This is a genomic window from Methylobacterium phyllostachyos, assembly GCF_900103445.1.
Taxonomy (GTDB): Bacteria; Pseudomonadota; Alphaproteobacteria; order Rhizobiales; family Beijerinckiaceae; genus Methylobacterium; species Methylobacterium phyllostachyos.
Genome location: NZ_FNHS01000010.1, coordinates 1 through 21,203 on the forward strand (window position 1 = coordinate 1; position 21,203 = coordinate 21,203).

18 protein-coding genes, 1 tRNA gene and 1 rRNA gene are annotated in these 21,203 nt (G+C 70.0%); 16 read left to right on the top strand and 4 right to left on the bottom strand.

Annotated features, from left to right (window positions below):
- Positions 1–124: 124 nt before the first annotated feature.
- The 9 genes from rrf to BLQ49_RS16645 all read left to right on the top strand — a co-directional run bounded on the left by rrf (position 125) and on the right by BLQ49_RS16645 (position 8,069).
- A 5S ribosomal RNA gene (gene rrf / locus BLQ49_RS16605) occupies positions 125–240 on the top strand.
- A gap of 130 nt (positions 241–370) precedes the next feature.
- Positions 371–447: transfer RNA gene (locus tag BLQ49_RS16610), tRNA-Met, on the top strand.
- Between the two features lie 323 nt (positions 448–770).
- The gene (locus BLQ49_RS16615) at positions 771–1,625 is read left to right on the top strand and encodes a MetQ/NlpA family ABC transporter substrate-binding protein (protein ID WP_208859077.1); all 855 of its coding nucleotides are present in this window, start codon (positions 771–773) and stop codon (positions 1,623–1,625) included.
- 26 nt (positions 1,626–1,651) lie between these two features.
- Entirely contained in the window at positions 1,652–2,452 is an 801-nt protein-coding gene (locus BLQ49_RS16620; protein ID WP_091717593.1) for a MetQ/NlpA family ABC transporter substrate-binding protein, read from the top strand.
- 2 nt (positions 2,453–2,454) lie between these two features.
- Positions 2,455–3,585: a methionine ABC transporter ATP-binding protein gene (locus BLQ49_RS16625; RefSeq protein WP_091717595.1), complete on the top strand. Its 1,131-nt coding sequence runs from the start codon at positions 2,455–2,457 to the stop codon at positions 3,583–3,585.
- Positions 3,566–4,219: a methionine ABC transporter permease gene (locus tag BLQ49_RS16630; protein ID WP_091717597.1), complete on the top strand. Its 654-nt coding sequence runs from the start codon at positions 3,566–3,568 to the stop codon at positions 4,217–4,219. The genes BLQ49_RS16625 and BLQ49_RS16630 overlap by 20 nt, the downstream gene beginning before the upstream one ends.
- A complete protein-coding gene (locus tag BLQ49_RS16635) occupies positions 4,216–5,460 on the top strand; it encodes an SfnB family sulfur acquisition oxidoreductase (RefSeq protein ID WP_091717599.1) in 1,245 nt (414 codons plus the stop codon). The genes BLQ49_RS16630 and BLQ49_RS16635 overlap by 4 nt, the downstream gene beginning before the upstream one ends.
- 9 nt (positions 5,461–5,469) lie before the next feature.
- On the top strand, positions 5,470–6,699 hold the full coding sequence (locus tag BLQ49_RS16640; RefSeq protein ID WP_091717601.1) for an SfnB family sulfur acquisition oxidoreductase: 1,230 nt from the start codon (positions 5,470–5,472) through the stop codon (positions 6,697–6,699).
- Positions 6,699–8,069, top strand: a complete 1,371-nt coding sequence (locus BLQ49_RS16645; RefSeq protein ID WP_091717603.1) for an LLM class flavin-dependent oxidoreductase — start codon at positions 6,699–6,701, stop codon at positions 8,067–8,069. Before BLQ49_RS16640 ends, BLQ49_RS16645 begins: the two co-directional genes overlap by 1 nt.
- Here the strand turns inward: BLQ49_RS16645 and BLQ49_RS16650 are convergent.
- On the bottom strand, positions 8,059–8,502 hold the full coding sequence (locus BLQ49_RS16650; protein ID WP_091717605.1) for a YeeE/YedE family protein: 444 nt from the start codon (positions 8,500–8,502) through the stop codon (positions 8,059–8,061). The genes BLQ49_RS16645 and BLQ49_RS16650 overlap by 11 nt on opposite strands.
- On the bottom strand, positions 8,499–8,909 hold the full coding sequence (locus BLQ49_RS16655; RefSeq protein ID WP_091717607.1) for a YeeE/YedE family protein: 411 nt from the start codon (positions 8,907–8,909) through the stop codon (positions 8,499–8,501). The genes BLQ49_RS16650 and BLQ49_RS16655 overlap by 4 nt, the downstream gene beginning before the upstream one ends.
- 272 nt (positions 8,910–9,181) lie before the next feature.
- Here BLQ49_RS16655 and BLQ49_RS16660 point away from each other — a divergent pair, with 272 nt between their 5' ends.
- The 4 genes from BLQ49_RS16660 to BLQ49_RS16675 all read left to right on the top strand — a co-directional run bounded on the left by BLQ49_RS16660 (position 9,182) and on the right by BLQ49_RS16675 (position 13,985).
- Positions 9,182–9,388 carry a hypothetical protein gene (locus BLQ49_RS16660; RefSeq protein ID WP_091718042.1) on the top strand — a complete coding sequence of 69 codons (207 nt, stop codon included), beginning with the start codon at positions 9,182–9,184 and terminating at the stop codon, positions 9,386–9,388.
- A gap of 13 nt (positions 9,389–9,401) precedes the next feature.
- A complete protein-coding gene (gene cysE, locus BLQ49_RS16665) occupies positions 9,402–10,247 on the top strand; it encodes a serine O-acetyltransferase (RefSeq protein ID WP_091717609.1) in 846 nt (281 codons plus the stop codon).
- 416 nt (positions 10,248–10,663) lie between these two features.
- The gene (locus BLQ49_RS16670) at positions 10,664–12,055 is read left to right on the top strand and encodes a family 2B encapsulin nanocompartment shell protein (RefSeq protein ID WP_091717611.1); all 1,392 of its coding nucleotides are present in this window, start codon (positions 10,664–10,666) and stop codon (positions 12,053–12,055) included.
- Positions 12,042–13,985, top strand: coding sequence for a family 2A encapsulin nanocompartment cargo protein cysteine desulfurase (locus BLQ49_RS16675; RefSeq protein ID WP_091717613.1), 1,944 nt, complete (start codon positions 12,042–12,044; stop codon positions 13,983–13,985). The genes BLQ49_RS16670 and BLQ49_RS16675 overlap by 14 nt, the downstream gene beginning before the upstream one ends.
- A gap of 82 nt (positions 13,986–14,067) precedes the next feature.
- Here BLQ49_RS16675 and BLQ49_RS30340 read toward each other — a convergent pair whose 3' ends face one another.
- Entirely contained in the window at positions 14,068–14,721 is a 654-nt protein-coding gene (locus BLQ49_RS30340) for a TetR/AcrR family transcriptional regulator (protein ID WP_091717615.1), read from the bottom strand.
- A gap of 126 nt (positions 14,722–14,847) precedes the next feature.
- Here BLQ49_RS30340 and BLQ49_RS16685 point away from each other — a divergent pair, with 126 nt between their 5' ends.
- The 3 genes from BLQ49_RS16685 to BLQ49_RS16695 are packed head-to-tail and all read left to right on the top strand — an operon-like array spanning position 14,848 to position 19,428.
- Complete coding sequence (locus BLQ49_RS16685; RefSeq protein ID WP_244507635.1) at positions 14,848–16,242, top strand: HlyD family secretion protein; 1,395 nt, start codon at positions 14,848–14,850, stop codon at positions 16,240–16,242.
- Entirely contained in the window at positions 16,239–17,813 is a 1,575-nt protein-coding gene (locus BLQ49_RS16690; protein WP_091717617.1) for a DHA2 family efflux MFS transporter permease subunit, read from the top strand. The genes BLQ49_RS16685 and BLQ49_RS16690 overlap by 4 nt, the downstream gene beginning before the upstream one ends.
- Position 17,814: 1 nt before the next feature.
- Complete coding sequence (locus tag BLQ49_RS16695) at positions 17,815–19,428, top strand: efflux transporter outer membrane subunit (protein ID WP_091717619.1); 1,614 nt, start codon at positions 17,815–17,817, stop codon at positions 19,426–19,428.
- Positions 19,429–19,446: 18 nt separating this feature from the next.
- Here the strand turns inward: BLQ49_RS16695 and BLQ49_RS16700 are convergent, their stop codons facing one another.
- Positions 19,447–21,138, bottom strand: coding sequence for a methyl-accepting chemotaxis protein (locus tag BLQ49_RS16700; RefSeq protein WP_091717621.1), 1,692 nt, complete (start codon positions 21,136–21,138; stop codon positions 19,447–19,449).
- Between the last annotated feature and the right edge of the window lie 65 nt (positions 21,139–21,203).

Below are 21,203 nucleotides of genomic sequence, written 5' to 3' on the forward strand. Positions count from 1 at the left end.
GTCCGTGAGATACGGTCATAAACAGACCAGCAGCAGACGCTGCCACCAACATGCTTGCCGAACACAGCACTCGACGTCGCAGCACCCTGCGCCGCCAAGTGCCAAAACAATTGCGATGCGCCGGTCTGGTGGCCTGAGCGGCGTGCCCAGAACCCGATCCCATCTCGAACTCGGCCGTTAAACACGCCAGCGCCCATGGTACTGTGTCTCAAGACACGGGAGAGTCGGTCGCCGCCAGACCCGCACATCGCAATCGAACGCGCACACCGCTCACACGAGCCTGCGCCATTCCCTCAACACGACACCATCCGGCCCCCGCCGCAGCCTCCCACAGGCTGCACGCCCAGCGGGATACGCCGCACACACTTGGCGCGGGGTGGAGCAGCCCGGTAGCTCGTCAGGCTCATAACCTGAAGGTCACAGGTTCAAATCCTGTCCCCGCAACCAAACTCACGACACAACAGACCAACAAAAGCCCGCCCGTTCGAAAGAACAGGCGGGCTTTGGCGTTTTGGATCCGGCCCCGATGCGAAGCGCATTTCGGATGTGCCCGGGAGCTGAGCGAGAGGCTCCTCCTGTTCGGCCATCGCGGAGATGGATCACCTGCCGCGGTCAAGATCTTTGGAATGTGCAGCCGGCTCAAGGCGATCTAAATAGAGATCGACAGACAGAGCGTGAGGCGATGCCATGCTTTGCTCAAGCAGGATAACCATGGCATCGACTTCAAGCTGGAGGGAGGCGTTGATCACGCCTGTGCACCGAAGGCCAAAATGCACGCCAGGACGACGAACAACCTACCGCGCCGTGCGAAACCTTGGATCTCTAGCTTCGCCGGTCTGCTGACGGCGATCGTCGTCGCGATGCTGGCCGCCGGACCGGCCGCTGCGGGTTTACGGATCGGCGTGACGCCCGGGGCATTGGCCGATTCCATCCACGTCGCGGCCACCGAAGCCCGGGCGAAGGGTCTCGACGTCAAGGTCGTGGAATTCAGCGACTGGACCACACCCAATGTCGCCCTCGACAATGGCGACCTCGACCTGAACTACTTCCAGCACCAAGCCTTCCTCGACAACGCCGTCCGACAGAACGGTTTCAAGCTCAAGAGTGTTGGCCTCGGCATCCTGCCCAATATCGGCCTCTACTCCGAGCGGCATGCGCGCCTGTCCGATCTGCCCCAGGGGGCGACGGTCGCAGTGGCGAACGATCCGGTGAACCAGGGGCGCGGCCTCGCCCTGCTGGCCACCGCCGGGCTGATCTCTCTCAAGGAGGGTGTCGGCGCGAAGGCGACCCTGGACGACGTCGCCACGAACCCGCGCACGCTCAAATTCGTCGAGATCGAGGGACCGCAGCTCGTCCGCGCCGTCGCGGATGTCGACCTCGCGCAGGGCTACCCGGCCCATTACGTCAACGCCGGCCGGGGCGACTTCGCCGGCAAGGCGCTGCTCTATTCGGGCGTGGACGACCTCGCCTTCGCGATCCGCTTCGTCGCCCGGGCCGACCGGGTCGAGACGCCCGAGATCCGACAGTTCATCGACCTCTACCAGACCTCCCCGGCGGTCCGGGCGCGGATCGATGCCGCCTTCGCCCACGATGCCGCCCTCTACACCCTGCCCTGGCTCCGCTGAGCCGGGATATCGGAGCCTTTCGATCGATGCGCCTTCCGAGATTCGTCGCCGCCGCCCTCCTTTCGCTAGGCGTGATGGCCGCGCAGGCCGAAACCCTCAAGATCGGTACCGTGCCGGGGGCCTACAGCGACGCCGTCAACGCCGTCATCCCGGAGGCCAAGGCCCAGGGCCTCGACATCAAGGTCGTGGAGTTCAGCGACTGGACCACGCCCAACGTCGCGCTGGATGCCGGCGACATCGACGTCAACTTCTTCCAGCACCGCCCCTTCCTGGAGAACGCCGCCAAGCAGAAGGGCTACCGGTTCGCCATCGTCGGCCTCGGCATCCTCCAGAATATCGGCCTGTACTCCCTGAAGCATAAGAGCGTCGACGCGATTCCCGTGGGCGGGAAGGTCGCCATCGCCAACGATCCGGTCAACCAGGGCCGCGGCCTGCTGCTGCTGCAGAAGGCGGGGCTCATCAAGCTGAAGGACGGCGTCGGCTTCCTCGGCACCGTCGACGACATCATCGAGAATCCGAAGAGACTGACCTTCACCGAGGTCGAGGGACCGCAGCTCGCGCGGATCACCGGCGATGTCGACCTCGCGCAGGGCTACCCGCACTTCATCGTCGCGGCCGGCACCTTCGATCCGACCAGCGCCCTGATCTATTCCGGCATCGAGGACAAGCTCTTCGCGGTGAGCTTCGTCACCCAGGCGGCGCGCAAGGACGATCCCGCCATCCGCACCTTCGTGCGGCTCTTCCAGAACTCGGAGGCCGTGAAGCGGCAGATCCACACCTCCTTCGCCGGCAGCGACAAGCTGTACCTGCTCGCGTGGCAGAACTGACCATGGCGGGTTTCGCTTTCGACAGCCTCCGCGAGGCCGGCGCCCGGGCGGCGAGCGTGGCGCGGCCGCGTCCCGTGCCGGCCGTGCGGGCCGCCGACAGGCGCGGCGCCGGTACGGTGCGGTTCGAGGACGTCTCGAAGACCTACCGGTCCGCCGCCGGCGAGGTCCGCGCCCTCGATCGGATCAGCCTCGACATCCCGGCGGGCGCGATCTTCGGCATCATCGGCCGCTCGGGCGCCGGCAAGTCGAGCCTGCTGCGCACGGTCAACCGGCTCGAAACGCCGACCTCCGGCCGGGTCCTGGTCGACGGCGAGCCGATCGACGCCCTCGGCACGGACGGGCTCGTCGCCCTGCGCCGCCGGATCGGCATGATCTTCCAGCACTTCAACCTGCTCTCGGCCAAGACCGTCCGGCAGAACGTGGCGCTGCCGCTCACGGTCGCGGGACTCGGCAAGGCGGAGATCGCCCGCCGGGTGGAGGAGGCGCTGCGCCTCGTCGGGCTCGCCGACAAGGCCGAGACCTACCCGTCGCGCCTGTCCGGCGGGCAGAAGCAGCGGGTCGGCATCGCCCGCGCCCTGGTGAGCGACCCGGAGATCCTGCTCTGCGACGAGGCGACCTCGGCCCTCGACCCCGAGACCACCCTGTCGATCCTCGATCTCCTGCGCGACATCAACCGCCGGCTCGGCCTCACCATCATCCTGATCACCCACGAGATGAGCGTGATCCGCGAGATCTGCACCGACGTGGTGGTGCTGGAGGCGGGGCGGATCGCCGAGACCGGGCCTGTCTGGCAGGTCTTCGGCGCGCCGGAGCACCCGGCGACGCGGGCGCTGCTTGCGCCCCTGATCCGGGACCTGCCGGAGGATCTGGCGGCCCGGATCACGCCGCATCCCGCACCCGGCGCCGAGGCCCTGCTGCGGATCACCTGCTCCGGCCGGGCCGCGCCCGACCTCGCGGCCCTCGCGGCAGCGACGGACGGGCCGGTGCGGCTGCTCCAGGCGGGCATCGAGCGGATCCAGGGGCACACGGTCGGCCGGATGCTGATCGCCGCCGGGGGCGCGGAAGCCGAGGCCCGGCTGCGGGCGATCGGGCTGGAAGTCGAGGGGATCGGCTATGTCGCCGCAGATGATTGACCGCCTCTGGCAGGCGGCCCTGGACACGCTGGTCATGGTCGGCGTGTCGGCGGGGGTGGCGGTCGCCATCGGGATCCCGCTCGCCCTGTTCCTCGTCACCTCCGGGCCCGGCGGGATCTTTCCGGCGCCGCGAGCGAATCGCCTCGTCGGCATGCTGGTGAACGGCTTCCGCGCCGTGCCGTTCATCGTGCTGCTGGTGGCGCTGATCCCGTTCACCCGGCTCGTGGTCGGCACCACCATCGGGGTCTGGGCGGCGATCGTGCCGCTCGCCGTGAGCGCCACGCCGTTCTTCGCGCGGATCGCCGAAGTGTCCCTGCGGGAGGTCGATCCGGGGCTGATCGAGGCGGCGCAGTCGATCGGCTGCCGCCGTCGGCACATCCTGGTTCACGTGCTGCTGCCCGAGGCGCTGCCGGGAATCGTCGGCGGCTTCACCATTACGGTGGTGACGATGATCGGTGCCTCCGCGGTGGCCGGTGCGGTCGGCGCCGGGGGGCTCGGCGATGTGGCGATCCGCTACGGCTACCAGCGCTTCGATACGACGGTGATGATGGTGGTGATCGCGATCCTGATCGTCCTCGTCTGCCTCGTGCAGTTCGCGGGCGACAGCGTCGTGCGCAGGCTCCGGGCGCGATGACAGCCCTGCACGCCGCATCATCCCAGGACCTCCCGGCGGACCGGCATCCGACGCCCCCCAGCCGCCCGCATCGCATCCGCTCAGATGACGAGGCGATCGCGGCCGCCCGCGCCCTCGCGCCGGTCTTCGCCCGGGGCGCGGCCGAGCGCGACCGCGACCGGCGCCTGCCCTGGGACGCGATCGAGGCCTTCACGGCGAGCGGCCTCGGCGGCATCACCGTGCCGCGGGAGCACGGCGGCGCCGATGTCTCCCACGCGACACTCGCTGAGGTCTTCGCCATCCTGGCCGCGGCGGACGGCTCGGCGGCGCAGATCCCCCAGAACCAGTTCGGCGTGCTGGCCCTGGTCCGCGCCGCCGCGAGCCCGGCTCAGCAGGCGCGGATCTTTGGCGACGTGCTCGCCGGATACCGGATCGGCAATGCCGGCCCGGCCCGCAACGGCAAGGCGATCACCACGGTCGAGACCCGGCTGGTTCGCGACCCGGAGGGCCCGCGTCTGACCGGCACGCGCTTCTATTCGACCGGTGCCCTGTTCGCCCACTGGATCCCGACCCGCGCCATCGACCCCGACGGGCGGCCGGTCGTGGCCTGGCTGCGCCGGGACGCGCCGGGCGTGCAGGTCGTGGACGATTGGCAGGGTTTCGGCCAGCGCACCACGGCGAGCGGGACGGTGCGCTTCACGGATGCCCCGGTGGAGGACGACCTCACCATCGACCTCACCCCCCTGGCGGAGCGGCCGGGCCTGTTCGGGCCGGTCTCGCAGCTCGTCCATGCGGCGATCGATGCCGGCCTCGCCCGGGGGGCGGTGGCGGCCGCCCTCGACTTCGTGCGCACCCGGACGCGGCCCTGGCCCTTCACGGTCGAGACCGCCACCGAGGACCCCTACATCCTCGGCGAGGTCGGCCGCCTGCAGGTCGATCTGCACGCAGCCGAGGAAGTGCTGGCCCGGGCTGGCCGCATTCTGGACCGCATCGCCGCCGAGCCGGTCACGGCCCAGAGTGCGGGTGCGGCCTCCGTGGCGGTGGCCGAGGCGAAGATCCTCACCACCGAGATCGCCCTGGAGGCCTCCGAGCGGCTGCTCGAACTCGCGGGCGCCTCCGCCACCCGCGAGCGCGACAATCTCGGGCGCTTCTGGCGGGACGCGCGGGTGCACACGTTGCACGATCCGGTGCGGTGGAAGCTCCACCTCCTCGGCGACTACCACCTGAACGGCACGCTGCCCGCCCGCCACCAGTGGAATTGAGCGCACCCGATGTCCGGTGAGGCCGCCTTCACCCGCTCCCCCGCGCCGCCGCGCCCGGTGCCGGTGCTCGCCGACGACGCGGCGGCGCTCGCCACCGCGCGGAATCTGGCCGCCGCATTCACGGCGGGTGCCGCGGAGCGCGACCTGAACCGGGCGCTGCCCTTCGCCGAGGTGGAGCGCTTCACCGAGACCGGTCTCTGGGCGATCACCGTGCCGCGGGCATACGGCGGCACCGGCGTGAGCGCCGCCACCGCCGCGCAGGTCTGCGCCCTGATCGCGGCGGCGGACGGTTCCCTCGGCCAGATCCCGCAGAACCATTTCTACGCCCTCGAAGTGCTGCGCAACGGCGGGACGGAGGCCCAGAAGCGCGACCTCTACGGGCGGGTGCTGGCCGGCGAGCGCTTCGGCAACGCTCTGGCCGAGATCGGGGGGCGCGACTACAGCCGCCGCACAAGGCTCGTCCGCGACCCGGCCGGCTGGTTCGTGGAGGGGCGCAAGTATTACTGCACCGGCTCCCTCTTCGCCCACCGCATCCCGGTGATGGCCGATGCCGAGGAGGACGGGCGCGCGGTCGCCTACCTCGTCTTCGTCCCGCGGGACACGCCGGGCGTCACCCTGGTGGACGATTGGGACGGTTTCGGGCAGCGGCTCACCGGCTCGGGCTCGGTCCTGTTCGACCGGGTCCGCGTCGAGCCCGACTGGGTGGTGCCGTTCCAGGCCTCCCTGGACCGGCCGACCGCCATCGGCCCCTTCGCGCAGATCCTGCATGTTGGGATCGACCTCGGCATCGGCGAGGGCGCCTTCGCGGCGACGCTGCCCTTCGTGCGGGAAAGAGCGCGGCCCTGGATCGATTCCGGGGTCGCGCGGGCCGCCGACGATCCCCTGACACTCCACGCCCTCGGCGACGTGCGGGTGCGGCTGACCGCGGCGGATGCGCTGCTGGAGCGGGCCGGGCGCTTCGTCGATGCCGCCCAGGCGGCCCCCGATGCGGAGAGCGTGGCGGCGGCCTCGGTGGCGGTGGCGGAGGCCCGGGCGGCGAGCCACCGGGCCGGGCTGCTCGCGGCCAACAAGCTCCTCGAACTCGGCGGCACCGCCGCCACCGACCGGACCGAGGCCCTCGACCGCTACTGGCGCAACGTCCGCACCCACACGCTGCACGATCCGGTGCGGTGGAAGTACCACTGGATCGGCGCCTATCACCTCAACGGCCGGCTGCCGCCCCGGCACGGAGCCCTGTGATGACGGCGCGCAAGCAGATCCGGCTCAACGCGTTCAACATGAACTGCGTCGGCCATATCAACCACGGCCTGTGGACCCATCCGCGCGACCGCTCCTCCGAGTACAACACCCTCCGGTACTGGACCGATCAGGCGAAGCTCCTGGAGCGCGGCCTGTTCGACGGGCTGTTCATCGCCGACATCATCGGCGTCTACGACGTCTATGGCGGCGGCATCGACGTGACGGCGCGGGAGGCGGTGCAGCTCCCGGTCAACGATCCGACCCTGATCGTGCCCGCCATGGCGGCGGTGACCGAGCATCTGGGCTTCGGCGTCACCGTGAACGTCCACGCGGAGGCGCCCTACACCTTCGCCCGCCGGCTCTCGACCCTCGACCACCTGACGGAGGGCCGGATCGGCTGGAACATCGTCACCGGCTATCTGGAGAGCGCCCATCGCGGCCGGGGCGACGCACTGCCCGCCCATGACCGCCGCTACGACTATGCCGACGAGTATCTGGAGGTTCTCTATAAGCTCTGGGAGGGCAGCTGGGACGACGCGGCCGTGCGCCGGGACCGGGCGGCCCGGGTGTTCAGCGATCCGGCGCGGATCCGGCCGGTTTCTCACCGGGGCGAGTTCCTGGCGGTGGAGGGCTATCACCTGTGCGAGCCCTCGATCCAGCGCACGCCCGTCCTCTATCAGGCGGGCGCCTCCGGCCGCGGCCGAGCCTTCGCCGGGCGCCATGCCGAATGCGTGTTCATCTCGGCCCGGGACAGGGCGACGGCCCGCGAATCCGTCCGCGCCATCCGGGCCGAGGCGGCCGCCGCCGGGCGGGACCCGCAGGACGTGAAGGTGTTCGTCGGCATCGCCGCGATCCCCGGGCGCACCCGCGCGGAGGCGGAGGACAAGCGCGCCGAGTATATGGGCTACGCCAGCGCCGAAGCCGGGCTCGCGCATTTCTCGGCCTCCACCGGCATCGACTTCGCCCGCTACGGCCTCGACGAGCCGATCCCCTATGCCCCCGGCAACGCCATCCAGTCGGCCAATGCGGCGGCCGCGAAGCGGGGGCTGACCAAGCGCGACCTCCTCGCCGAACTCGGGCTCGGCGGGCGCTACGCGGTACTGACCGGCGATGCCGCCACCATCGCGGACGAATTGCAGGCCTGGGTCGAGGAGGGCGAGGTCGACGGGTTCAACCTCAGCCGGATCGTCGTGCCGGAGAGCTTTTCCGACTTCATCGACCTCGTGATCCCCGAGTTGCAGGACCGGGGCCTCTACAGGACCGCCTACGCGCCGGGCTCGCTCCGGCGCAAGCTCTTCGGCGCGGGTGACCGCCTGCCCGAGCGCCACACCGCCCATACGTTCCGGGGCACGGGCGCCGTCAGGGCCTGACGCTCGCCGGGCCGAAGCGGCGGATCAGCACCTGCGCCGCCATGCCGACCAGCATGGCGGCCACGAAGACCAGGACCGGCGCCGCGCCAGTCGAGAGCGCCGCAATGGCCGGGCCTGGGCAGAAGCCCGATAGGCCCCAGCCGATCCCGAACAGGGCGGCCCCGCCCACCAGCGGCGGATCGATCCGCCGCGCCGTCGGCAGGTCGAAGGTCTCGGCGAGGGCCGGGCGCCGGAGCCGGCGAGACAGGAGGTAGCCGAGGGCCGACACACTCACCGCCCCGCCGAGCACGAAGACGAGGCTCGGATCCCAGGCACCCCCGACATCGAGGAAGCCGCGCACCCGGGCCGGGTCGAGCATGCCCGACAGGGACAGGCCGAGCCCGAACAGGAGGCCGGCGGCGAGCGCCGCCAAGGAGCGCGCCGCGCCGCTCACGACGCCACCCGCATCAGCGCCACCGTCAGCATGCCGGCGGCGAGGAAGACCAGGACCGCTACGATCGAGCGCGGCGACAGCCGGGCGAGCCCGCAGACCCCGTGCCCGGAGGTGCAGCCGGAGCCGAGCCGCGTGCCGAAGCCGACGAGCAGCCCGGCGATTGCCAGGACCGGCCATCCGCCTTCGATCCGCATCACCGGCCAGTGCCCCGCCAGCAGGGCGAAGAGCGGCGGCCCGAGGACGAGGCCGATCAGGAAGGCGGCATCCGCCACCCATCGCTCGCCCGGCCGCGCGAGCCCGGCGACAAGGCCGCTGATCCCGGCGATGCGGCCGTTGAGCAACAGCAGCATCGCGGCGGACAGGCCGATCAGCAGGCCGCCCCCGAGGGCCGGAAGGTAAGCGTCCATCGTTCGAGAATCCCGGTATCTGCCGAACCGGGATAGGGCCGGACATCCGCCGGAACAAGCCTTGCCAAACGGCGTTCGATCGACAATTATCGAGCGATAACAACGGCTTAGCGAAACACATGCTCTCCTTCGGGCAAGTCGCGAACGAAATCGTCTCCTCCGAAGGGGAAGAGGCGGAAAGCCTTTCCTGGGACGCGATGTCGTTCCGTCCCGCAGGAGCCGAGACAGGGAATCAGGCCCGGGCACCCGAACCCGGCAGCGAGGAGGACAGGATGCCTGCAGAAGCGATCAGGCGGGGGGATCAAGTCGTGTTCGAGCGACTCGACCTCGCGGAAGCCCTCGGGATCTGGCGGAACGCCAGGGGCCGAATCGTCCGCATCCACGGTCGGAACGGGCGCCCCGGCACCGTCGATGTCGCGTTCGAGGGCCATGCCATCCTGGAACGCTACCTGCCGGACCTGTTCCGGCGGGTGCATTGACCAGGATTTCCCTGTGACCGCCCGCGCTATCCTGCAACCGCCCCTGCGCGCGATCAGCCACAGCACCGAGGAGCCGGAGGTCTGGGCGGAGCTGCGCGCCGAGGCGGCGGCCGCGATGATCGAGGAACCGCTCTACGCGGGCCTGATCCAGGCGACGATCCTCGACCAGCGCAGCCTCGCCCAGGCGCTGGCCTATCGCCTTGCCCACCGGCTCGGCGACGGCGACCTCGCCCGCCTGTCGATGCGCGATCTCTGCCTCTCCGCCTTCGAGGCGGATTCCCGGGCCGGCGCCCATGCGGTGCGCGACCTCGTCGCCATCCGCGAGCGCGACCCGACCTGCCGGCGCTATCTCGATCCCTTCCTGTTCTACAAGGGCTTCGCCGCGCTGGAAGCCTATCGGGTCGGCCACTGGCTGTGGCACCAGGGCCGGGCGACCCTGGCGCTGCATGTCCAGAGCCGCATCTCCGAGGTGTTCGGCTGCGACATCCACCCGGCGGCCCGAATCGGCTCGGGCGTGTTCATCGACCACGCCACCGGGGTGGTGATCGGCGAGACCACGGTGGTGGCCGACGACGTGTCGATCCTCCAGTCGGTGACGCTCGGCGGCAACGGCAAGGAGAGCGGCGACCGGCATCCGAAGATCGAGCGCGGGGTGCTGCTCAGCGTCGGCGCGAAGGTGCTGGGCAATGTCCGCATCGGGGAGGGCGCCAAGATCGCCGCCGCCGCGGTGGTGCTGTCCGACGTGCCGGCGCACACGACGGTGGCGGGCGTACCGGCCCGAGTCGTCTCGCGCCTGCGTGCGGAGGAGGCGCCGGCGCTCAGCATGGATCAGTCGTTCGGCTTCGGCGACGGGATCTGAGGTCGCCAGAAAAATCCTTCTTTTGAAACGTTGTCCTCAGGTTGCTCCGGCACGAACCGGACGACAGGGAATGAATTTCTTTGCAATCCGATTTTTCCTCGACGGCATTCTCCGCCGCGCGAAAAACTGGGGTCATTCTCCCACGCAAGATGTCCAAATGAAAAATCTCTTCCGTTGACCGGCAGAGCTTCACGGCCTTACTCAAGCGTTGCTGGTTCGGCAGCGGGCCGAGTCAGTCAGACAGCGCCGCATCATTTCAGGTGCGCGTAGAAACATTTGATCCATCGGCCCGGATCTGGCTCCAAAGCTGATCCGATCTTCATGACATCTTGCGCCCGGCCCGTTTCAGCGACGGGACCGCCCGCCGATGCGCGGGCCGATGGGGCGTGCCCGCAACCAGACGGAGACGACGAACGATGAGCGGACCGGGTTTGAGCGTCAGCGCCACAGCGGCACGCAACCTTGCGACGGCAACCGTCACCTCTGTCCAGAACGCGGCCAACACGCCGCGCTGGCTCCTGCGGCTCCTGCCCTTCGTGGACGTGGCCGGCGGCGTCTACCGCGTCAACCGGCGGGCCGTCGTACTGGCAAAGCCCGGCCGGGTGGAACTCACCGCCGAGGGGACCGGCCGGGCGATCCGCCCCGGGTCGCTCCGGTCCGTGCCGCTGTTCAGCCGGCTGGGCGATGCCGAACTCGCGACGCTCGCGGGCAAGTTCAAGGAGAGCCGGCACCAGGCCGGCGCGGTGATCCGCGAGGAGGGCGCCACCGAGCGCGGCCTCACCGTGGTGGCCGACGGCACCGTCGAGCTGACCCTCTCAGGCCCCTACAAGGGTCGCCTGCGCCAGGGCCTGGCCACGAAGGGCGACTATTTCGGCGATGCTGGTCTCGCCGGTGAGACGGCCCCCGCCCCGGCCGTGAAGGCCCTGTCGGCGGTGACCCTCCTGACCCTCGACGCCGCCGCGGCGGAGAGCGAGGAAATCCGCTCCAAGATCGCCCAGTATCAGGAGGAGCGCGACCGCCTGAAGGGCCACTCCAACGCCTACGGTGAGCAGGGTATAGAGCTCCTGGCGGTCCATACCGGCGAGCCGCGCCTGCCGACGACCTTCGTGGATTATGAGGTCGACCCGCGCGAGTACCACCTCTCGACCATCCAGACGATCCTCAACACCCATACCCGGGTCACGGATCTCTACTCCAACGAGATCGACCAGCTCCGCGAGCAGATCCGCCTCACGGTCGATGCCGTGAAGGAGCGCGAGGAGTGGGAGCTCTTGAACAACGCGCAGTTCGGCTTGCTGGGCGAGGTCGGCCCGCGCCAGCGCATCCCGACCCGGAGCGGCCCGCCCACCCCGGACGACCTCGACGAGCTTCTGACCCTCGTCTGGAAGAAGCCCGCCTTCTTCGTGGCCCATCCCCGCGCCATCGCGGCCTTCGGCCGGGAAGCGACACGCCGGGGCGTCCCGCCGGTGGTGGTGCACCTGTTCGGCGCGCCGTTCATCACCTGGCGCGGCGTGCCGCTGGTGCCGAGCGACAAGCTGCCGATCGACATCGACCCGGTGACCGGCGCCCAGACCACCTCGATCCTGCTGCTGCGCGTCGGCGAGGGCGAGCAGGGCGTGGTCGGCCTGCAGAAGTCGGGCGTGACCGGCGAGATCGAGCCCGGCCTGTCGGTGCGCTACATGGGCACCAACGACCACTCCATCGCCTCGCACCTCGTGACCCGCTACTTCTCGGCCGCCGTGCTGGTCGAGGACGCGATCGCCCGTCTCGATAACGTGCTGCTGGGCAACTACCATGACTACGCCTGAGGCGCCGGCCTTCGGCATCCCCACGGGGAACGTGGGCGAACTCGCCCACGCGGATCTCGTCGGGCGGCTCGCCCGCGAGATCTACGGGCAGGGGCAGGCCGCGAGCCAGCCCTTCGCCCCGACGATCCCGGCCGGCCCGCAGGCGCCTCAAGCGCTTGAAGGCTTGCCGCAGGGCCTCAGTGGTGCCCCGCTGCCGAGCGCCTCGGTGGGAACCCCCTCGGCTCCGGCCGGGGGGGTTCCCTCCGGCTTCCAACCCGACGTCGCGGCCCTCGGCGCCCGGTCGTACGGGGCGCCGCCGGTCGGCGCGCCGGGCCTCACCGGGCCGACCGTGCCGAACCTCGCTCCCGCGAGCCCGGCCTTCGCCGATGTGGCGGCGATCCCGCCGGTCCATCCGGCGAGCCCGCGCCCCGTCCTGCCGGACTTCTCCTTCCCCAGCGCCCCGGCGCTGGCGACCGCCTTTCCGGGCGGTCCGGAGCTACACCGGCAGATCGCGGCGGACCATCCCCGCGCCAACGCCTTCGCGCATGCGCTGGCCCCGCATCACGTCCCCGCCGCGCCGTCGAAGGGCGGCGTGGAGGAAGCCCCGGTGGGCGACTACTACTTCCTGAACCTCGGCGCGCCGGCCCGGCGGGCTCCGGCGAGCCCCCGGGTGGAGCCGGCCCGCTATCCGGGGCCGGCGCCGCGGCTGTCCGCGCAGGGATCGAGCCCGGTGGCGGCGTCGTTCGACGTGGAGCATGTCCGCCGGGACTTCCCGGCCCTGCACCAGAGCGTCAACGGCCACCCGCTGGTCTGGCTCGACAACGCCGCCACCACGCACAAGCCGCAGGCCGTGATCGACGCGACGAGCGCGTTCTACGGCAAGCACAACTCGAACATCCACCGGGCCGCCCACACCCTGGCGGCGCGCTCGACGGATCTGTTCGAGGGCGGCCGGGAGGCGGTGCGCCGCTTCATCAACGCCCCCACGAAGGACGACATCGTCTTCCTGCGCGGGACCACGGAGGCGATCAACCTCGTGGCCGCCTCCTATGGTGGGGCCCATATCGGGCCGGGGGACGAGATCATCCTCTCGACCATCGAGCACCACGCCAACATCGTGCCCTGGCAGCTGCTCGCGCAGCGCACGGGCGCGACGATCCGGGTGATCCCGGTCAACGACCGGGGCGAGATCATCTTCGAGCAATACGCGGCTCTGCTGTCGGGGCGCACGAAGATCGTCTCGGTGACGCATGTCGCCAATGCGCTCGGCACCGTGAACCCGATCCGGGAGATCATCGCGCTGGCCCATGCCTACGGCGTGCCGGTGCTGGTCGATGCGGCGCAATCCTCGCCGCACATGCCGCTCGACGTGCAGGCGCTCGATGCCGACTTCTTGGTCTTCTCGGGCCACAAGGTGTTCGGGCCGACGGGCATCGGCGCCCTCTACGGCAAGACTGCCCTGCTCGAAGCGATGCCACCGTGGCAGGGGGGCGGCCACATGATCGAGGACGTCACCTTCGCCAGGACGGTCTACAAGGGCGCCCCGGAAAAATTCGAGGCGGGCACCCCGGACATTGCGGGTGCGGTCGGCCTCGGCGCGGCGCTCGACTACCTGGAGAGCATCGGCCTGCCGGCCATCGCCGCCTATGAGCACGACCTGCTGGACTATGCACAGGGCGGTCTCGCCGAGGTGAAGGGCCTGCGCCTGATCGGCACGGCCCACGAGAAGGCGAGCGTGATGTCCTTCGTGATCGAGGGGCAGGAGAACGCGGCGGTGGCCCACCACCTCGACGCGCACGGCATCGCGGTGCGCTCGGGCCATCACTGCGCGCTGCCGGCCCTGCGCCGCTTCGGCGTCGATCAGTCGGTGCGGGCCTCGCTCGCCTTCTACAACACCCGCGCGGAGGTGGACGTGTTCCTGAAGGCGCTCCACACCCTGCCGCGGCACTGAGTCGATCCCACCGGCCAGCTCGATCAGAGCCGTGCTCGATCCCAGCGCGATCGAGCACGGCTCTGACGTTTCGGATGATCGTTCAGCCCCGAGCCCCATAGCGCGCGACGAACACGGCCACGGCTTCCGTGACATGTCGCTCGATCTGCGCCGGGGTGATGGCGAAGGCGTGGGGCGTGAACAGCATCAGCGGAACGAACTTGCCCATGATGCTGCCCGTGAAGATCTCGGCCGCCCGCTCCGGGTCGTCGCCGGTGAACTCGCCGCGCGCCCGCGCCTCCGCGAGGTAGCCGGTGAGCTTCTGCAGAGTGCGGCCCGGCGCCATCGCGTAGAAGGCTTCGCCAAGCGCCGGATGCCTGTGGGTCTCGTTCACGATCATGCGAGCGAGCGCCACCACGGTCGGGCTACACATGCAGTCCAGAAGTGCAATGCCGACCGATCGCAAGACGATCGGAATGGGTCCTTCGCTGGCGAGGTTTGCGTCGAGCACTTGCCGGACTTCGTTATTTCGGGCGTTCACGACTTCGATGAACAGATCTTCCTTACTGCCGAAGTGGCGGTAGAGCGTTTCCTTGGATGACCCGGCCGCCAGGGCGACCATCTGCATCGTTGTCTCAGCGAAGCCGTGCTGCAGGAATACCTGTTCGGCCGCCCGGGCGATCTCCGCGCGGCGTCGCGCGCCCCGCGGGATCGGCCCCCGTGCGGCCCTCCGGTCGATCTCCGCGGCGCTTGACATCGATCCGCACACCCCCGCACATCCGAACTGCTGGGTTCGGTTATGTCGATCGTACCTTAGGCAAGCAAGCCGGGTGATCGCGTGTTCCCGCCGGTTGCGCGGTCGATAGGGTTGCGAAGCCGATTGATGACCGACGATGATGGGGACAGCCGGTCGCGCCCCCGTGGCCGCCCGCGCGACCGCCGCGACTACATCGATCTCGGCTCCGAAGCCGACGACCAGGGACGCCGTGCGGCGCGCGCCTCCGGTTTCGCTGCGCGGCGGGATGATCCCGGATCGCGCGAGCACCGCTCCGCCGGCTTCCGGGATGAGGCCCGGGATGAAGCCGAGCACGACCGGCGTGGGCGCCGGCAACAGGACGAGCCCCGTCAGAGCGGGGGATCGGACAATCGGACCGGACAGGACGACGAGACCGGGGGCACGGACAGGGATCGGAGCAGCAAGGGGCAGGGCGACGATCAGGACGAAGGCGCCACGCGGCGCAGCAAGCGCCGCCCCCTCGTCATCGGTATCGCCGCGCTCGTGCTCCTGCTGATGATCGGCGGGGGCCTCTACTTTTGGCTGACGACCCGGGGCAAGGCCTCGACCGACGACGCCTATACCGACGGCAACATCGTCAGCATCGCGCCCCAGGTGGCCGGGCAGGTGATCACCCTCGACGTGACCGACAACCAGTTCGTCCACAAGGGCGACCCGCTGTTCCACATCGACCCCCGGCAATACGTCTACCGGCAGGAGCAGGCCCAGGGTCAGCTCGATGCGAACACGGCGCAGATCGCCAACCAGAAGCTCGGCGTCGAGATCGCTAGGAAGAACTTCCCGGCCGCCCTCGCGCTCGCGCAGGCGAACCTCGCCTCGGCCAAGGCCAACCTCGCCCTGCAGCAGGCGAATTACGACCGGCAGAAAAGCCTGCCGAAGCTCGCCACCACCCAGCAGGACGTGGATACGACGGCGGCGAACTACCAGCAGGCGAAGGCGCAGGTCGAGCAGGCCGAGGCCCGGGTCACCCAGGCGATGCCGGTCCAGCAGAATATCGGCCAGTCGCAGCAGCAGGTGGACCAGCTCCAGGGGCAGGCCGAGCAGGCCAAGGGCCAGCTCGACCAAGCCATCCTCAACGTCGAGTGGAGCGTGGTCCGCGCGCCCCAGGACGGCTGGGTGACGAAGCGCAACGTCAATGCCGGCGATTATCTGACCGCGGGCCAGCAGGTCATGTCGCTGGTCACCACCGATGTCTGGGTCACGGCCAACTACAAGGAGACCGAGCTCGACGGGATGCACCCCGGCCAGCCGGTCACCATCACGGTGGATGCCTATCCGAACCTCGACCTGCATGGGCACGTCGATTCGCTCCAGCGCGGCTCGGGCTCGAAATTCTCCGCCTTCCCGGCCGAGAACGCGACCGGCAACTTCATCAAGATCGTCCAGCGGGTGCCGGTGAAGATCGTGATCGATTCCGGGCTGAAGAAGGACGAGCCGCTGCCGCTGGGCATCAGCGTCGAGCCGACGGTGATGCTGAAATGAGCGGCGATCCGAATGCGGGCTGGAAGCCGGCCTACAATCCCTGGCTGATCGCCGTGACGGTGACGCTCGCGGCCTTCATGGAGATCCTCGACACCACGATCGTCAACGTCGCGCTGCCCTATATTGCCGGCTCGCTCGCTGCCTCCGGCGACGAGGCGACCTACACGCTCACCGCCTATCTCGTCGCCAACGGCATCGTGCTCACCATCGCGGGCTGGCTCTCCGACACGATCGGGCGCAAGCGCTACTTCCTGATCTGCATCGCGATGTTCACGGTGTCGTCGTTCCTGTGCGGCATCTCGCAGAGCCTTGGGCAGATCATCGTGTTCCGCCTGATGCAGGGCTTCTTCGGCGGCGGCCTGCAGCCGAGCCAGCAGGCGATCATCCTCGACACCTTTCCGCCGGCCAAGCGCGGGGCGGCCTTCGGCGTGACCGCGGTGGCGACCGTGGTGGCGCCGGTGCTCGGGCCGACGCTGGGCGGCTACCTGATCGAGCACCTCGACTGGCGCTGGATCTTCTTCGTCAACGTGCCCGTCGGGATCCTGGCGGTGATCGCCAACGGCATCCTGGTGCAGGATCCGCCCTCCGAGCAGGAAAAGCGCAAGACCAAGCGCGGCATCGACTATATCGGCCTGTCGCTGATCGTGATCGGCATCGGCTGCCTGCAGATCGTGTTCGACCGCGGCGAGGACGACGCGTGGCTCAGCTCGCCGTTCATCCGGCTCATGGCGACGATCGGCTTCCTCGGCGTGTTCGGGGCGATCTGCTGGCTGCTGACGGCGAAGAAGCCGATCATCGACCTCGACGTGTTCAAGGACAAGAACTTCGCCATGGGCTGCGTGCTCATCGGCGCCATGGGCTTCGCGCTCTACGCCAGCGCGGTGATCATTCCGCAATTCGCCCAGAACGTGCTCGGCTACACCGCGCTGAAATCCGGCCTGATCCTGTCGCCGGGCGGGATCGTGGTGATCATCCTGATCCCGATCGTCGGCCAGATCATGAAGGTCGTGCAGACACGCTTCATCGTCATGTTCGGCTTCGTCCTGATGGCCGGAGCCCTGTTCTATTCGAGCGGGCTCGCCCCCGACATCGACTTCAAGACCCTGGTGCTGATGCGCTCCCTCCAGACCGCGGCGCTCGGCTTCCTGTTCGTGCCGATCTCGACCATCGCCTACCTGACCCTGCCGCAGAAGTATCGCAGCGACGGCGCGGCCCTGTTCTCGATGTTCCGCAACGTGTTCGGCTCGCTGGGGATCTCGCTCTCGACCGCGGCCGTCACCGAGCGGACCCAGGCCGATCAGGCGCACCTGTCCGGGTTCATGACGCCGCTGCGCTACGGCTACAACACGCTGATCCAGGAGAGCGAGCACACCCTCCGCTCGCTCGGCCGCGCGGCGTCCGTGGTGCATCAGCAGGCGGTGGCGCACACCTACCAGACCTACATGAAGCAGGCGCAGGTGTTGGCCTACAGCAACGTCTTCCAATACACGGCCGTCGTCGCCCTGATGGTCGTGCCGCTCTGCTTCCTGATCTCGGGCAAGACCGCGCAGGGCGGTGGGGGCGGACACTGACATGGCCTCCCGCATCCTCATCCCGTGGCTGCGCGGCGGCGCGGCGCTCGCCCTCGGCGGATTGGCGGCCTGTACGGTCGGCCCGAACTTCCTGCCGCCGGCCGCGCCGCTCACGGAGGCGAGCGACTATCTCGATACCGGCCTGCCGGCCCGGACCCCGCTGCCGCTGCTTTCCCGCACCAGCGCGGAGGAGCCGGCAGTGGCGTGGTGGCTCGCCTTCCGCGATCCGATCCTGGCGGCCCTCGAAGAACGTGTCGCCGCGCAGAATCTCGACGTGCAGACCGCTACGGCCCGCCTGTTCCAGAGCCGGGCCCAGCTCGGCACCGCGGCCGCCGCGGGGCTGCCGACCCTCAACGGCCAGGGCAGCGCCTACCGGGAGCAATTCAGCAAGAACGGCACGATCGGCCTCCTGTCGAACTCCCTCGGCAGCCTCACCGGCGGCGGCAGTTCCACCGCATCCAGCGGCAACCTGACGGCACCGCTGACCAACGGCTTCGAGAGCTACACGCTGGGCTTCGACGCCTCCTGGGAGCTCGACCTCTGGGGCAAGGTCCGTCGCTCCGTCGAATCCGCCCAGGCGCAGGCCGATGCCGCCGCGGAGCAGCGGCGCGACGCGCTGGTCTCGAGCCAGGCGGAACTCGCGCGCGACTACGTGCAATTGCGCGGGACCCAGGAGCAGATCCGGATCGACCTCGCCAACATCAAGGTCAACGAGCAGATCCTCGACGTCGTGCGGATCCGCCAGCAGCGGGGGCTCGTCACCGGCCTCGACACGGCGAATGCCGCCCAGCAGGTCGAGGCGATCAAGGCGCAGCTGCCGCAGCTCCAGCAGCAGGAGATCCAGCAGATCAACGCCATCGCGCTGCTGCTGGGCGAGCCGCCGCTCGCGCTGTCGCAGGATCTGGTGACCGGCCGATCGATCCCGCCGGTGCCACCGCGGATCCCCGTGGGCGTCCCGTCGACCCTGGTACTGCGCCGCCCCGACATCCGGCGGGCCGAGGCCAATCTGCACGCTGCGGTGGCGGAGATCGGGGTTGCCGAGGCGCAGTTCTTCCCGTCCGTGACGCTCACGGCGAGCCCGGTCGTCAACGCCATCGACCCGGCCAAGATCTTCCGGGGCTCGTCCCTGCAATACATGAATATCGGGCCGTCGATCTCGATCCCGCTGTTCGAGGGCGGCCGGCTGAAGTCGAACCTCGTGCTCCAGCGGGCCCGCCAGCAGGAGGCCGCGATCGCCTACCAGAAGGCGGTGCTCCAGGGCTGGCACGACGTGGTCAACGCCCTGGCCGCACTCAAGGGCGACGAGGGCCGCCGGGCGCGGCTCGCCCGGCAGGTGGCCGATGCCCGACAGGCGCTTTCGCTGTCGCGGGCGCGCTACACGCAGGGCGTCGAGATCTTCACCACCGTCCTCCAGGCCTCGCAGACGGTGCTGCAGGCCGAGACCAACCTCGTCCAGGCGACGGCGGCGATCTCGACCGACTTCGTGGCCCTGTCGAAGGCCCTGGGCGGCGGCTGGGAGACGACCTTCCCGGCCGGCCCGACGCCGGCCCTCGACCTGTCGCGGGTGTCGATCCCGGCCGCCGACCTCACGCATGCGGGGGGTGGGACGCCCTGACGGGCGCCTGGACGGGTCTCACGCCGCCCGGACGGTCTCCAGGAACCGGCCGACCTCGACCGTCAGGTGCTCCGACTGGCGCGACAGCTCCGAGGCCGCCCCCAGCACCTGGGTCGCGGCCGCGCCCGTCTCCTCGGCGGCCCCGGCCACGCCGGCGATGGTGCCGGTCACTTCGCCCGTCCCGATCGCGGCCTGGGCGACGTTGCGCACGATCTCCTGGGTGGCCGCGCCCTGTTGCTCCACGGCCGCCGCGATCATGGTCGCCGTCGCGCTGATGTCGCCGATCCGCCGCGTGATGCCGCCGATCGCCGCCACTGCCTGCCCGGTCGAGGTCTGGATCCGCGCGATCTGGCCCGCGATCTCCTGGGTGGCCCGGGCCGTCTGGCCGGCCAGCTCCTTCACCTCGGACGCCACGACGGCGAAGCCCTTGCCGGCCGCGCCGGCCCGGGCCGCCTCGATGGTGGCGTTGAGCGCCAGCAGGTTGGTCTGGCCGGCGATCGAGGAGATCAGCCCGACCACGTCGCCGATCCGCTCGACCGCTCCGCTCAGCTCATGGACCAGGGCGCCGGTCTGGTCCGCCTCGGCCACGGCCAGCTGGGCGATCTGGGCCGAACCGTTGACCTGCCGCCCGATCTCCTGGACGGAGGCACCGAGCTCCTCGGCGGCCGCCGCCACCGTGTTGACGTTGCTGGCCGCCTCCTCGGCCGCCGCCGCCACGGCGGTCGATTGCGCCGCCGTCTCGGCGGCGGTGCCGCTCATCACGCCCGCCGTGGCCTGCAATTCGGTCGCCGCGGACGAGACCGTGCCGATGATGCCGCCGACCGCCGCCTCGAAGCTGGCCGCCATCTGCCGCATGCCGAGCTTGCGCTGCGCCTCGGCGGCCAGGCGCGCCTGGGCGGTGTCCGCCTCGAGCTGACGTGTGTGGATCAGGTTGTCCTTGAACACCTGGACGGCCGCCGCCATGGCGCCGACCTCGTCCCGGCGGCCGCTATAGGGCACCGCGGCACCGGTATCGCCGGCGGCCAGGATGGTCATCGCGCCCGTCATCGCCTGGATCGGCCGCGACACGCGCAGCAGCACGAACAGGGCCGCCCCGCACGCAGCCAAGAGGCTCAGGCCGATGGCGATACAGGCCGCCACGGTCGCGGAGTCGGTCGCCGCCAAGGCGCTGTCGGCATCCGCGTGGGCACCGCGCTCGTTGAGGGCGACATCCCGGGCCAGGGTGTCGCGCACCGCGTTGTACAGGTCGATGTTGGCGGGCGTGCTCATGAGCCGGACGCCCTCCGACGGCTGCCCCGCATCCGCTAGGCGCACGGCCTCGCGGCCGACGGTCTGGTAGCGCTCCCAGGCGACGCCGAACGCGTCGTAGAGCGTGCGCTCCTCGACCGAGGAGATCAGCGGTTCGTAGACCCTGCGGGTGCCGGCGAGCGCGGCGACGGCCTCGGTGAGAAGCCGGTCGGTCTCCGCACGCTGCTCGGGGCTGCCGGACAGGGTCAGGGCACGCAGCTGCGTGATGCGCACCTCGGACGCGGCGGCGCGGATATTCGTGATGGCGACGACGGAGGGCAGCCAGTTCGTGGCGACCCCGGTCACGTTGGCGCGGATGCCGCCGAGCTTCGTGATCGCGAGGGTGCCCTGGCCCGCACACAGGAGGGCCAGGAGGCCGAAGGCAGCGAACAGCGAGGTTTTCAGGGTCAGGTACGGGCGCATCGTCGGTTCCGGGAGGGGGCAACCCGAACATCCGCGACAGCACTGCCGGCGTGCAGGCGATCACG